The sequence below is a fragment of the Gammaproteobacteria bacterium genome (assembly GCA_032250735.1).
In the GTDB taxonomy this organism is placed as follows: domain Bacteria; phylum Pseudomonadota; class Gammaproteobacteria; order SZUA-152; family SZUA-152; genus SZUA-152.
Window position 1 is genome coordinate 1 of sequence record JAVVEP010000005.1, and the last position, 13,032, is coordinate 13,032.

General features: G+C 56.8%; 14 protein-coding genes. 13 read left to right on the forward strand and 1 reads right to left on the reverse strand.

All coding sequences use genetic code 11. The features are described from left to right. The 13 genes from RRB22_04235 to glmS form a co-directional block, all read left to right on the forward strand. Positions 1 to 571 (forward strand): ParB/RepB/Spo0J family partition protein (locus tag RRB22_04235; protein ID MDT8383602.1); only part of this gene is annotated, 571 nt, incomplete at its 5' end. A 308-nt stretch (positions 572 to 879) separates the two neighbouring features. Continuing rightward, complete coding sequence (locus RRB22_04240) at positions 880 to 1,128, forward strand: AtpZ/AtpI family protein (GenBank protein MDT8383603.1); 249 nt, start codon at positions 880 to 882, stop codon at positions 1,126 to 1,128. Positions 1,129 to 1,135: 7 nt separating this feature from the next. After that, positions 1,136 to 1,540: an ATP synthase subunit I gene (locus tag RRB22_04245; protein MDT8383604.1), complete on the forward strand. Its 405-nt coding sequence runs from the start codon at positions 1,136 to 1,138 to the stop codon at positions 1,538 to 1,540. 21 nt (positions 1,541 to 1,561) lie between these two features. Further along, complete coding sequence (gene atpB / locus RRB22_04250; protein MDT8383605.1) at positions 1,562 to 2,383, forward strand: F0F1 ATP synthase subunit A; 822 nt, start codon at positions 1,562 to 1,564, stop codon at positions 2,381 to 2,383. Positions 2,384 to 2,491: 108 nt separating this feature from the next. Then, complete coding sequence (gene atpE, locus RRB22_04255; protein MDT8383606.1) at positions 2,492 to 2,779, forward strand: F0F1 ATP synthase subunit C; 288 nt, start codon at positions 2,492 to 2,494, stop codon at positions 2,777 to 2,779. A gap of 112 nt (positions 2,780 to 2,891) precedes the next feature. Next, a complete protein-coding gene (locus RRB22_04260; protein MDT8383607.1) occupies positions 2,892 to 3,362 on the forward strand; it encodes a F0F1 ATP synthase subunit B in 471 nt (156 codons plus the stop codon). A 4-nt stretch (positions 3,363 to 3,366) separates the two neighbouring features. Then, entirely contained in the window at positions 3,367 to 3,903 is a 537-nt protein-coding gene (locus tag RRB22_04265; protein MDT8383608.1) for a F0F1 ATP synthase subunit delta, read from the forward strand. Between the two features lie 38 nt (positions 3,904 to 3,941). Further along, complete coding sequence (gene atpA / locus RRB22_04270) at positions 3,942 to 5,483, forward strand: F0F1 ATP synthase subunit alpha (GenBank protein ID MDT8383609.1); 1,542 nt, start codon at positions 3,942 to 3,944, stop codon at positions 5,481 to 5,483. A gap of 54 nt (positions 5,484 to 5,537) precedes the next feature. Further along, entirely contained in the window at positions 5,538 to 6,398 is an 861-nt protein-coding gene (gene atpG / locus RRB22_04275; GenBank protein ID MDT8383610.1) for a F0F1 ATP synthase subunit gamma, read from the forward strand. 155 nt (positions 6,399 to 6,553) lie between these two features. Next, positions 6,554 to 7,933, forward strand: a complete 1,380-nt coding sequence (atpD, locus tag RRB22_04280; protein MDT8383611.1) for a F0F1 ATP synthase subunit beta — start codon at positions 6,554 to 6,556, stop codon at positions 7,931 to 7,933. Between the two features lie 48 nt (positions 7,934 to 7,981). After that, entirely contained in the window at positions 7,982 to 8,410 is a 429-nt protein-coding gene (locus RRB22_04285; GenBank protein MDT8383612.1) for a F0F1 ATP synthase subunit epsilon, read from the forward strand. A 493-nt stretch (positions 8,411 to 8,903) separates the two neighbouring features. Further along, complete coding sequence (gene glmU, locus RRB22_04290) at positions 8,904 to 10,298, forward strand: bifunctional UDP-N-acetylglucosamine diphosphorylase/glucosamine-1-phosphate N-acetyltransferase GlmU (protein MDT8383613.1); 1,395 nt, start codon at positions 8,904 to 8,906, stop codon at positions 10,296 to 10,298. Between the two features lie 95 nt (positions 10,299 to 10,393). After that, positions 10,394 to 12,226 (forward strand): glutamine--fructose-6-phosphate transaminase (isomerizing), encoded by a 1,833-nt coding sequence (glmS, locus tag RRB22_04295; protein ID MDT8383614.1) that lies wholly within the window; start codon positions 10,394 to 10,396, stop codon positions 12,224 to 12,226. Positions 12,227 to 12,412: 186 nt separating this feature from the next. On the opposite strand, the gene RRB22_04300 is transcribed toward glmS, so the two are convergent. After that, positions 12,413 to 12,772, reverse strand: a complete 360-nt coding sequence (locus RRB22_04300; GenBank protein MDT8383615.1) for a metal-dependent hydrolase — start codon at positions 12,770 to 12,772, stop codon at positions 12,413 to 12,415. Positions 12,773 to 13,032: the final 260 nt, after the last annotated feature.

The window sequence follows — 13,032 nt, forward strand, 5'->3', positions numbered from 1 at the left end:
CCTGCATGAGATCCCGGCCGTGGTGCGCGATGTGCCGGACGAGGCCGCCGTGGCCATGGCGCTGATCGAGAATATTCAGCGTGAAGACCTGAATCCCATCGAAGAGGCCGTCGCCCTGCAGCGCCTGATCGACGAATTTGAGATGACCCATCAGCAGGCCGCCGGCGCGGTGGGTCGCTCGCGGGCCGCGGTGAGCAATCTGCTGCGCCTGCTGACGCTCAATGAGGACGTGCGCAAGATGCTGGAGCATGGCGATCTGGAGATGGGCCATGCCCGCGCGCTGCTGGCGCTGCAGGGACGGGCGCAAAGCGAGGCGGCCCGCGAGGTCGCCACCAGGGGGTATTCCGTGCGCGAGACGGAACAGCTGGTGCGGCGTCTGGGCGCGCCTCCTGCGCAGGGCAAAAAGGCCAGCCCGCTGCCGGATCCGGACATCCGCCGTTTGCAGGACGAGCTGTCCGGCAAGCTGTCGGCCAAGGTGCTGTTCCAGCATGCCGCCAGGGGCAACGGCAAACTGGTGATCCACTACAACAGCCTCGATGAGCTGGATGGCATATTGCAGCGCATTCAGTAAATTAGCCCGATGCCCCGCCGGCTGGCGGGGCGGCGGGGGCCGCGCGGCCGATAAGCCTTTAAGGCATTGCTGAAATTTTCCACCCCAGTATTTTCCCTGGATTATTTCCCCGAAATTCTCCCTGCATTGTCGCGAGACCAACCGCGCGGCGCGCCGTTTTCGGCGCGACCGGGCTGGCCTTGAGCACAGCAAAAACAGAAATATCTCCTGGATGTGGCTTGCCGCGAGCGGGGTGGCTGGTTATACTTCCGGCCCAATTTTGGGATGCCCCGGATGAGGGAAAGCTCCGAAGGCAGGGAGCGATACAGATGAGCGAGGGTGGATCCAGGGAAAAGCCCGGACTCAAGCCCGGACAAAAGCCAAAGCCCCCCGGACTGCTGTTGATCAGCGTCGGCACCATGCTTAGCTCGATGGTGGTTGCCGGTTTTTTACTGGGTTACTGGGTCGATACCTGGTTTGGGACGCAGCCCATCTTCATGCTGATTTTAGGCGCGATGGGTCTGGTTGGCGGCTTCCTGAAAATATACAAATTGTTGAACGATCCGAAATTGCAGTGATTTGTTAGTGACCGGAATAGACAAAGCACTTGCAGGAAAAGCCCGCCGGGTTGTTATCGTCCAGTTGTCGATGAGTCTGATCGTCGCGGCTGCATTTTTTGGGTTAAGTGAAGCAGGTTTGTGGAAGGCGTTGGCGGCCGGTTACGGTGGCCTGTCCAGCGTAGTGCTCGCTCTGATCTCGATCGGAGGCTTTAAGCGCGCGAATGCCATCGCGCTGAGTGATCCCAAACAGAGCATGATGATTTTATACATCGGTGCCGTGGTGAGATTTGCGGCAGTGATCGTGTTGCTGGGAATCGGGCTGGGATTGTTGAAGCTCGACGCGCTGGCCGTATTGATCGGCTTCGCCCTGGCACAGGCCAGTTATTTGATGAGTGTGCGTGACCGCAACGCGGCGCGCAGCTCGGATTAAAAACGTTAAGGGGATAGGATCTTGAGTCAATCAGCAGAAGGTTCCAGCGGTGGTGGTACCGTTGAGTATATCCAGCATCATTTAACCAACCTGCATGTCGGTGAAGGGTTTATGACCTGGAATATCGACTCCATCGTCATCTCGGTAGTGCTCGGCATCCTGTTTGTGACCTTCGGAGCGCGGGTGGCCAAAAATGCCACCGATGGCGTGCCCAGCGGCATGCAGAATTTCGTGGAGTCTATCCTGGAATTTGTGCAGACCCAGGTGCGCGATTCCTTCCCCGGCCATCACCCGCTGATCGCGCCCATGGCGCTGACCATCTTCGTCTGGGTCTGGTTGATGAACTTCATGGACCTGATCCCGGTCGACCTACTGCCCCTGATCGCCAGCTGGGTGGGCATTCCCTACCTCAAGGTAGTGCCTACCACGGATCTGAGCGTACCCATGGCGATGGCGCTGACGGTGTTTCTGCTGTCGCTGTATTTCAATCTTAAGGTCAAAGGCGTGGGCGGGTATCTGAAGATGTTCCTGTTCCATCCGTTTGGTAAGTTTGCGATGCCCGCCAATATCGTCATGACGGCGATCGAAGAGCTGGCCAAGCCGCTGAGCCTCGGTCTGCGTCTGTTCGGCAACATGTTTGCGGGTGAGCTGGTGTTCCTGTTGATCGCCCTGCTGGCCGGTGCGGCAACGCTGGGCGCAGGCATGCTGATCTGGTTCCCGCTGCAGGTGGTGCTGGATCTGGGCTGGTTGCTATTTCATATTCTGGTTATCACCCTGCAGGCCTTCATCTTCATGGTATTGACCATTGTGTACCTGGGAATGGCGCACACCGCAGATCACTAGCACTACCACTGAGTGAAAGTTTTGAGAGGCCGTTTTGCAACAGGCGGCTTTTTGGAAAGTAATTATTTTTAATCTTGTTTTTAAACTTTAAGTTGAAGGAGAGTAACAATGACACCTGATATGATCGCGATGATTTACGCTTACACTGCAGTGGGTGTGGGTGTGATTCTGGCCGCTGCCGGACTGGGTTCCGCTATCGGTTGGGGCCTGATCTGTGCCAAAACCCTGGAAGGCATCGCACGTCAGCCTGAAATGCGTCCTGTACTGATGACCAACATGTTCATCTTTGCCGGTCTGATGGAGTCTTTCCCTTTCATCATCCTGGCGTTCGCAATGTGGTTCCTGTTTGCTAACCCCTTCGTTGGTGCCCTGTCTGCCGCTATCGGCGCGCTTTAATATTTTCTTGCCATAGAGAAGACGTTAAAGAACAGGCCACTAACTTGGCGATGCGCCGTCCGTTTTGTTGAATGTTAATAAAGCGCAGCGATAAGCCGGGAGGAAAGAAACAGTGAATATTACAGTTACCCTTATAGCGCAGATGATCGCGTTCGGTTTGTTGATCTGGTTTGTCAACAAAGTGATGTGGGGCCCTCTGTCGGGGATCATGGAGGCGCGCCAGAAGCGTATCGCCGATGGTCTTGCGGCCGCTGAAAAAGGCAAGCACGAAGAAGAGCTGGCCAAAAAGAAGGCGGTTGAGGTGCTCAAGGAGGCCAAGGCCCAGGCGGCTGAAGTTGTGGCGCAAGGTCAGAAGCGTGCTTCTGAAATTGTTGAAGAGGCCAAGCAGACGGCACGCACTGAAGGTGAGCGTATCGTCACCGCCGCCAACGCCGAGATCGAGCGCGAGATTAATCAGGCAAAAGAAGCATTGCGTGCGCAAGTCGCCAGCATTGCTATTGCCGGTGCCGAAAAAGTGCTGCGGCGCGAAATCGATGCCAAGTCTCACGATGCCCTGTTGAACGAATTAGCAGCAGAGATCTAAGGCCATGGCTGAGAAATCTACTATCGCCCGACCTTATGCCGAAGCGGTTTTCCAGCTGGCGCATGCAGCCGGCCAGCTGAAGGAATGGTCTGGCATGTTGCAAACCGTGGCGATGATTGCTGCGGATGCGGGCATGCAAGGCATTATCGGCAACACCAGTGTCAACAAGGCGCAAGTGGCGCAGTTGGTGATTGATGTGGCCGGCGATGTGCTGACTGACGCAGGCGCAAATCTGGTCAAGTTGCTGACCGAAAATCGCCGCCTGGATGTGGTCGCTGAAATTGCCGAGCAATTTGAAACGCTGAAGGCCGAGGCGGAAAAAACCGTCGAGGCCGAAATCGTATCCGCTCAGCAAGTCAGTGCGGCACAACAGGCGATGATCGCTGAAAAGCTTAAAGCACGTTTGGGACGTGAAGTGTCTCTCAAGTGCAGCGTTGATGAGTCCCTCATGGGGGGCGCGATTATCAAGGCGGGCGATATGGTGATTGATGGTTCGGTGAGTGGTCAATTAAACAAGCTTTCCGTGGAGCTGGCAGGCTAACGCAACGCGCGTTGAGCCGCCAAAAGAGGAAATAGAAAATGCAATTAAATCCGTCTGAAATCAGCGAGCTGATCAAACAACGAATTGAGAAATTTGACGTCTCCACCGAGGCGCGTAACGAAGGCACTGTGGTGGGTATCACCGACGGTATCGTGCGCATCCACGGGTTGTCCGACGTGATGCTGGGTGAAATGATCGAATTCCCCGGCAACACATTCGGTATCGCGCTCAATCTGGAACAGGACTCTGTCGGTTCCGTGGTGCTGGGTGCCTACGAGCACATCACGGAAGGCGACAAGGTGAAGTGCACCAACCGCATTCTGGAAGTGCCGGTCGGTCCGGGTCTGCTGGGTCGCGTGGTGAACTCCCTGGGTGTGCCCATTGATGGCAAGGGCGCGATTGATGCGAGCAGCTATGAGCCGATCGAAAAGGTTGCGCCGGGCGTTATCGAACGCAAGTCGGTTGATCAGCCGGTGCAGACCGGACTGAAGGCGATCGACGCCATGGTGCCGGTCGGTCGTGGCCAGCGTGAGCTGATTATCGGTGACCGCCAGACGGGCAAGACCGCTGTTGCCATCGATGCCATCATCAATCAGAAGGGCACCGGGGTTAAGTGTATCTACGTAGCTATCGGCCAGAAGGCCTCTTCCGTTGCCGCCGTGGTGCGCAAGCTGGAAGAACACGGTGCGCTGGCGCATACCATCATCGTCGCCGCGACGGCTGCCGATCCTGCGGCCATGCAGTACATCGCACCGTATGCCGGTTGTACCATGGGTGAGTATTTCCGCGACCGCGGCGAAGATGCCCTGATCGTGTATGACGATCTGACCAAGCAGGCCTGGGCCTATCGTCAGGTTTCCCTGTTGTTGCGCCGTCCGCCAGGCCGTGAAGCCTATCCGGGCGACGTGTTTTATCTGCACTCCCGCCTGCTGGAGCGCGCCTCTCGCATCAATGCGAAAGAGGTGGAACGTCTCACCAATGGTGAAGTGAAAGGCAAGACCGGATCACTGACCGCTTTTCCGATCATCGAAACCCAGGCGGGTGACGTGTCGGCCTTCGTGCCGACCAACGTGATTTCCATCACTGACGGACAGATCTTCCTTGAAGCTGATTTGTTTAACGCCGGTATCCGTCCTGCCATTAACGCGGGTCTGTCGGTGTCGCGTGTGGGTGGTGCGGCGCAGACCAAGATCATCAAGAAGCTGGGTGGCGGTGTGCGTCTCGATTTGGCGCAGTATCGTGAACTGGCGGCCTTCGCGCAGTTTGCCTCCGATCTGGATGAGTCCACACGTAAGCAGATCGAACGTGGCCAGCGTGTTACCGAGCTGATGAAACAGTTGCAGTACTCGCCGCTGTCGGTTGCTGAAATGGCATTTTCGCTGTTTGCCGCTAACGAAGGTTTCCTCGACGACGTCGACGTGAAGAAGGTGGTGGCTTTTGAGGCCGCACTGCATTCCTTCCTGCGCGCCAACGCGGCCGACCTGCTTGCCAAGATCAATGCAAGCGGTGACTTCAACGATGAGATCGCCGGTGAAATGACCGCGGCCATCACCAAGTTCAAAGCGTCTGGCACTTACTAGGCTTTTCTTTACTTATAAAAAGTTAAAAAGCTAAGAGAAGGTTAGGAGAAAGGCATGGCAGTCGGTAAAGAGATACGCACCAAGGTCAAGAGCGTCCAGAACACGCAGAAGATCACCCGCGCCATGGAAATGGTGGCGGCGAGCAAGATGCGTAAGGCGCAGGATCGCATGAAGGCGTCACGCCCTTATGCGGACAAGATTCGCAACGTGATTCATCACCTGGCGCAGTCGCATCCGGAATACAGGCATTCCTACATGCAGGACCGTGAGGTCAAGCGTGTGGGCTTTATTGTAGTGTCCAGTGACCGCGGTCTGTGTGGCGGCCTGAACTCCAACCTGTTTCGCGCCTCCCTCAAGTCACTGAGAGGCTGGGCGGACCAGGGTGTGGGGATTGACGTATGCGCGATCGGTTCCAAGGCCACCGGTTTCTTCAGACGCCTGGGCAGCAACATCGCCGCGCAGACCTCTCATCTGGGTGATGCCCCGCGCATCAGCGACATGATCGGTACCATCAAGGTGATGCTGGATGCCTATGACAAGGGCGAGATCGATCGTTTGTACGTGGTGTACAACAAGTTTGTGAGCACCATGTCGCAGGATCCGCAGATCGAGCAGTTATTGCCGATCCAGGCCGAAGAGAAGAAAGAGTACGCCCATCACTGGGACTATCTCTACGAGCCGGAAGCCAAGGATGTGATTAGCGATCTGTTAACCCGTTACGTGGAGTCACTGGTCTATCAGGCCGTGGTGGAAAATGTGGCCTGCGAGCAGTCGGCACGAATGGTGGCCATGAAGGCCGCGTCGGATAATGCCGGTGACCTTATCGATGAATTGAATCTGGCTTACAACAAGGCCCGCCAGGCCGCGATCACTCAGGAAATTTCCGAGATCGTCAGTGGCGCAGCAGCCGTATAACGGCTGCAGATACAAGAGGAAAGATGAAAGATGAAAGTTAACTACAGCGCGGCGCACGAAGCTAATTATCGTGAATGTACGCGAAGTTCGCATTCGTCTTTTACTTGTATCTTTACCCTTTTATCTTTTATCTGAATTACCAAGAGGACTGAAACATGAGTTCAGGAAAAATCGTACAAATCATCGGCGCTGTGGTCGACGTACAATTCCCGCGTGATTCCATGCCGAAGATTTATGACGCGCTGAAGTTGAACGACGTCGATTTGACCATGGAAGTGCAGCAGCAACTGGGTGACGGCGTGGTTCGCGCCATTGCCATGGGCACTACCGATGGTCTGAAGCGCGGCATGGAAGTATCCGGTACGGGTGCAGCGATCCAGGTGCCAGTAGGTCAGGGCACGCTGGGCCGTATCATGGACGTGCTGGGTCGACCCATTGACCAGGCGGGTGAAGTACCGGCTGAAAAGTACATGCCGATTCATCGTAAGCCACCGACCTTTGATGAGCAGTCCGCCAGTCTGGATATTCTCGAAACAGGTATCAAGGTTATCGATCTGGTCATGCCGATCGCCAAGGGCGGTAAAATCGGTCTGTTCGGTGGTGCGGGTGTGGGCAAGACCGTGACGCTGATGGAGCTGATTCGTAACATCGCGGTTGAGCATAGCGGCTTCTCCGTGTTCGCCGGCGTGGGTGAGCGTACTCGTGAAGGTAATGACTTCTACTACGAGATGGAAGAAGGCGGCGTGTTGGATAAAGTGGCGCTGGTTTACGGTCAGATGAATGAGCCACCCGGCAACCGTCTGCGTGTGGCGCTGACCGGTCTGACCATGGCCGAGCATTTCCGCGACGAAGGTCGCGAGGTGTTGTTGTTCGTGGATAACATCTACCGTTATACATTGGCCGGTACCGAGGTATCTGCACTGTTGGGTCGTATGCCATCTGCGGTGGGTTACCAGCCGACCCTGGCTGAGGAAATGGGCGCCTTGCAGGAACGCATTACCTCCACCAAGACCGGTTCCATCACCTCATTCCAGGCGGTGTACGTGCCTGCCGATGACTTGACCGATCCGTCTCCGGCCACCACCTTTGCTCACCTGGATGCAACGCTGGTGTTGTCACGTCAGATTGCCGAACTGGGTATCTATCCTGCGGTGGATCCGCTGGATTCCACCTCACGTCAGCTGGATCCTTTGGTTATCGGTGACGAACACTACGGTGTCGCCCGTGCCGTGCAGGGTACCTTGCAGCGGTATAAAGAACTAAAAGACATCATCGCCATCCTGGGTATGGATGAACTGTCCGAAGAAGACAAACTGTCCGTGAACCGTGCACGTAAACTGACACGCTTCTTCTCACAGCCCTTCTTCGTGGCCGAAGTATTCACCGGTGCGCCGGGTAAATACGTGTCACTGAAAGACACCATTTCCGGCTTTAAGTCTATTGTGAATGGCGAGTTCGATTCGCTGCCAGAACAGGCCTTCTACATGGTAGGCGGTATCGAAGAGGTCATCGAAAAAGCCAAGACCCTGTCGTAAGACAGGCTGGTTGTTGATGACTTTTTTGATCATGAAAGGGAACCGAAAATGCCTATGACTATGCATGTAGACGTCGTAAGTGCCGAGGAAGAGATCTTTTCCGGCCCGGCCACAATGCTGTTTGCGCCGGGTGCGATGGGTGATCTGGGTATTTTGCCCCGTCACGCGCCGTTGCTGACACGCATCAAGCCCGGTGAAGTGCGGATTGTCACCGAGCAGGGTGCCGAAGAGCTGGTGCTGTATGTCTCCGGCGGAATGCTGGAGATTCAGCCCGAGTCCGTCACCATTCTGGCGGATACCGCCCAACGCGCCAGCGACCTCGATGAGGCGGCAGCGCTGCAGGCCAAAGAGCGTGCCGAGAAGCTGTTGTCGGACCAGAAGTCCGACGTCGACTATGCCGCAGCATCGGCAGAGCTGGCCGAGGCCATGGCCCAATTGCAGGCCATCGCCCGACTGCGAAAGAAGGTCGGCCACTAGTGGTCCTTCAAGGTGATATTTGCGGATTCAGCGTTCCTGTGGTGTTTCGCCGCAAGACGCAGTGCGCAGGCAATGGCCATTCCCTTGTCAAGCACTGCAACGCCGCGGCGGGACACCACAGGATCGCCCGAAGGGTTGGCCTGTCAGCGTCCATGGCTGCGTTCCGCCTCTTGGAAAGGACTATGGCCATTCCCTGCGAGGCGCGCCTTGCCCTGAACGCTGACAGGCCAACTGAACCCGCAAATATTACCTTGAAGGACCACTAGCCTCCGGCAGGCATCGGCAAAAGACAGTAGACCAAAGGGCGGCTTATACCGCCCTTTTTTATTGGTGGTAGAATTGTCATTAAAGCGGGCTAAACTGCACCGATGGCGCTGCCTATGGCCGCAAGGTGCTTGTTAATCCACAGGGCCTGGATAATGATTTCACTGTGTAGATATTAATTTGAAAGTGATGCAACCCGTACGATTGTGTAGAAAAGGATTTTTAGTTTATGTCCCCTCTCAATGAAAGACCGTTAAGCGTAGTAGTGCTGGCCGCCGGCCAGGGCACGCGCATGAAGTCCAGCCTGCCGAAGGTGTTGCATACCATCGCCGGGCGACCGCTGGTGGAACACGTTATTCAGGCCGCCCGGCAGCTGCAGGCCAGCGATATCCATGTGGTTTATGGCCACGGCGGTGAACAGGTGCAGCAGGCCCTGTCCGGCTACGACCTGAGCTGGGCGGAACAGGCCGAGCAGCTGGGCACCGGGCATGCCGTCGAGCAGGCCCTGCCGGGGATTGCGGATGATCATCTGGTATTGCTGCTGTACGGTGATGTGCCGCTGATCAGCGTGGCGAGCCTGCGGCAGCTGCTTGCCGCCGGCGTGACCAGCGATGGCGCGGATGCGCTGGCGCTGCTGACCGCGAGGCTGGATGATCCGACCGGCTACGGCCGCATCGTGCGCGATGCCGGCGGGGCGGTGCAGGCCATAGTCGAGCAGAAAGATGCCAACGAACAGCAGCTGGCCATCACCGAGATCAATACGGGCATGCTGGCGGTAAATGCCGCGCTGCTGAAAAGATGGATCGACAGGCTCGACAACAATAATGCCCAGGGCGAATTCTATCTAACGGATATTGTTGGCCTGGCGGTTGCCGATCATGTCAGTGTGAACACCACCAACCCCGCCGAGATTTGTGAGATAGAGGGCGTCAATAACAAGCGCCAGCTGGCCGAGCTGGAACGTGCCTATCAGTTGCGCCAGGCACGCCGGCTGATGGAAGACGGCCTGACGCTGCGTGACCCGGCCCGGTTTGATCTGCGTGGTGAGCTGATGATCGGCCGCGATGTGGAGATCGATATCAACGTCGTCATCGAAGGCCGGGTCGAGCTGGGCGATGGTGTGGTGATCGGCCCGAATGTGGTGCTGAAGAATGTCACCATCGGCAGCGCCACCCAGGTGTATGCCAACAGCGTGCTGGAAGACAGTCGCCTCGGCAGCCATTGCGATATCGGCCCCTTCGCGCGGCTGCGCCCAGAGACGCAGCTGGCGGACGGGGTGAAGATCGGCAACTTTGTCGAGATCAAGAAGTCCACCATCGCCGCCGACAGCAAGGTCAACCACCTAAGCTATGTGGGTGACACCACCATGGGCAGTCAGGTGAATGTCGGCGCGGGCACCATCACCTGCAATTACGACGGGGCCAATAAGCATCAAACCATCATTGGTGACAATGTGTTTATCGGCTCCGACACCCAGCTGGTCGCGCCGGTGACCATTGCCTCAGGCGCCACCATCGGCGCAGGCTCCACCATCACCCATGACACGCCCGCGAACACCCTGACCCTGAGCCGGGTCAAACAGGCCACGATCAACGGTTGGAGCCGACCGACAAAGAAGAAATAATTGTAAGGATAAGTAATAAGAAATAGCTGTGGAAAACGCGCTACCGGCCGATCTGGCGATAGCGAAAGATAAACAAAACTCGAGACAAGAATCAGATGTGTGGAATCGTTGGGGCTGTTGCGGATAGGGATGTGGTGCCGATTCTGGTGGAAGGGCTGCGTCGGCTGGAATACCGGGGTTATGATTCGGCAGGTATTGCGGTGCTGGACGCCGGTGGCTGCCTGGCGCGGGTGCGCTCGATGGGCAAGGTCGCCGCCCTGGTGGAGTCTATGGCGGACACGCTGAAGGGCACGGTCGGCATTGCCCACACCCGCTGGGCGACACACGGTGTGCCCAGTCAGAACAACGCCCACCCGCACATCTGCCGCGACACCGTCTCCGTGGTGCACAACGGCATCATCGAAAACCACGAAAAATTGCGCGCCGCACAGATCGCGGCCGGACACCGCTTTACCTCGGAGACCGACACCGAGGTCGTGGTCCATCTGCTGCATGACAATCACGTGGATCAGGCCAAGGATCTGCTGGTCGCCGTGCAGGATACCGTCGCCGATCTTGAAGGTGCCTACGCCCTGGGCGTGATCAGCACCAGGGAGCCGGGGAGAATGATTGCCGCACGCCGGGGCAGTCCGCTGGTGGTCGGCGTCGGCATCGGTGAGTATTTCATCGCCTCGGATGCCGCGGCGCTGTTGCCGGTGACCCAACGCTTCATCTTTCTGCAGGAGGGCGACATTGCCGATATCCGGCGCAGTGGTCTGGTGATCTATGATGCGCAGGGCGCGGTGGTGGAGCGGCCAATAAAAGAGAGTGAGCTGTCGGCCGATGCGGTCGAGCGTGGCGAATATCGTCACTACATGCTGAAGGAAATCTACGAACAGCCGCGCGCCATTGCCGACACCCTGGAGGGCAGGATCAGTAACGGCCGGGTGCTCGATCAGGCCTTTGGCACCCGCGCCGCGGAAATCTTCGACACGGTGCAGGGCGTGCACATCATCGCCTGCGGCACCAGTTATCACGCGGGGCTGATTGGCCGCCACTGGCTGGAATCGATCGCCGGTGTTCCCTGTAGCGTGGAGGTGGCCAGCGAGTTTCGTTACCGCAAGCCGGTGGTGCGCAAGAATTCCCTGATCATCACCCTCTCGCAATCCGGCGAAACCGCCGACACCCTGGCCGGATTGCTGGAGGCCAGGCGACTGGGATTTGGCCACTCACTGTCGATCTGCAATGTGCCCGAGAGCTCACTGGTGCGCGAGTCGGATCTGGTGCTGCTGACCCGCGCCGGGCCGGAAATCGGCGTCGCCTCCACCAAGGCCTTCACCACCCAGCTGGTCGCATTGATGCTGCTGGTGATCGTACTGGGCCGCCGCCACGGCATGACAGCGGAAAACGAGGCCCGTCTGGTAGCCGAGCTGGAGAAGCTGCCGGCGGAGATCGACAGGGTGCTGAAGCTGGATGAACCCATTCGGCAGATCGCCGAACAGTTCGCCGATAAACATAACGCCCTGTTTCTCGGCCGCGGCGCACAGTACCCGGTGGCCATGGAGGGCGCACTCAAACTGAAAGAGATTTCCTACATCCATGCCGAGGCCTATCCCGCGGGTGAACTGAAGCACGGCCCACTGGCCCTGGTGGACGAAAGCATGCCCATCATCGCAGTAGCGCCTAACAATGAGTTGCTGGAAAAACTGAAATCCAACCTACAGGAAGTGCGCGCACGCGGCGGCAAGCTACTGGTGTTCGCCGACATGCACTCGCAACTAAAAGAAGAAGAGGGCCTGCAGGTACTGAATGTCGCCCCCGTGGACGACGCCATATCCCCCGTGGTCTACACCATCCCCCTGCAACTGCTGGCCTATTACGTCGCCGTGCTCAAAGGCACCGATGTCGATCAGCCGCGTAACCTCGCAAAATCGGTGACGGTGGAATAACTGTCGCGATTGTGGGAAGTAATGTTCGCAAGTAATAAAGTCTGTCGGGTAGGTTTGAAGTCTGTCGAGAAATGGGGGCGATTCACACCGTCTTTTACACTCGGATAAATTTCCTTATCAAATTGCCTCCCTGTAAAATTTAGTACTTCCAGATTTTCTGCCTGCATGGAAATTCCTCACCGTTATTTATCTACCGAATAGAGGAAGAGACTTGGGAGTCGAGGCATCCATCGCCAAGTGAACCAAATAGGCGCCACCAATAACGAGCCCTAATTTCCGAGCCAATTGGCGGCCCTCATCTTCAGGCTGCCACTTCCATAGGCTATACAAGCCATAACCCAGCAACACTGCAAAACCAACGCTATGAAATAATTGGCGATGATTGGGATGAAAAGCTGGCTCCAGGATGTCAGGCAAGGTACCGCAGGCAGCTGCAAGAGATGCGTTTACTACGGGTTCAGCGGTATTTGCGCCTTGTTTTTGTTCCGCGTAGCAGGAGATCCCCCCCCACAACGAGGGCAGCTCCAAGCCGATGTGTTGCTGCATTAGGCATGTTATTTCTCCTTTCTGACGCCCTTGAAGGGGTTGCTGTCAGCTTTCTGGTCTATAAATCGACCGGTTGTAGTATCCCGCTTGACCCAATGGTCATTCTGGGGGTTATATGTCTGTGATCGGCCTCGGACTGCACCATTTCGTCGTCCGTCGCCTTTAGGTGGGTTGGTAGCCATAAGTTCTAACCTCCTGATCCATAAAAATATTTGATCAAAATTAGGCTTGCTACAATGCTAGCCATTAACTATAGTTTA

What these genes read in the sequence shown, in the direction of transcription:
- RRB22_04300 (MDT8383615.1), bottom strand. Translation starts at nt 12,772, where the DNA reads ATGCAGCAACACATCGGCTTGGAGCTGCCCTCGTTGTGGGGGGGGATC.
- RRB22_04265 (MDT8383608.1), top strand. Translation starts at nt 3,367, where the DNA reads ATGGCTGAGAAATCTACTATCGCCCGACCTTATGCCGAAGCGGTTTTC.
- RRB22_04240 (MDT8383603.1), top strand. Translation starts at nt 880, where the DNA reads ATGAGCGAGGGTGGATCCAGGGAAAAGCCCGGACTCAAGCCCGGACAA.
- glmS (MDT8383614.1), top strand. Translation starts at nt 10,394, where the DNA reads ATGTGTGGAATCGTTGGGGCTGTTGCGGATAGGGATGTGGTGCCGATT.
- glmU (MDT8383613.1), top strand. Translation starts at nt 8,904, where the DNA reads ATGTCCCCTCTCAATGAAAGACCGTTAAGCGTAGTAGTGCTGGCCGCC.
- atpA (MDT8383609.1), top strand. Translation starts at nt 3,942, where the DNA reads ATGCAATTAAATCCGTCTGAAATCAGCGAGCTGATCAAACAACGAATT.
- RRB22_04285 (MDT8383612.1), top strand. Translation starts at nt 7,982, where the DNA reads ATGCCTATGACTATGCATGTAGACGTCGTAAGTGCCGAGGAAGAGATC.
- atpE (MDT8383606.1), top strand. Translation starts at nt 2,492, where the DNA reads ATGACACCTGATATGATCGCGATGATTTACGCTTACACTGCAGTGGGT.
- atpD (MDT8383611.1), top strand. Translation starts at nt 6,554, where the DNA reads ATGAGTTCAGGAAAAATCGTACAAATCATCGGCGCTGTGGTCGACGTA.
- atpG (MDT8383610.1), top strand. Translation starts at nt 5,538, where the DNA reads ATGGCAGTCGGTAAAGAGATACGCACCAAGGTCAAGAGCGTCCAGAAC.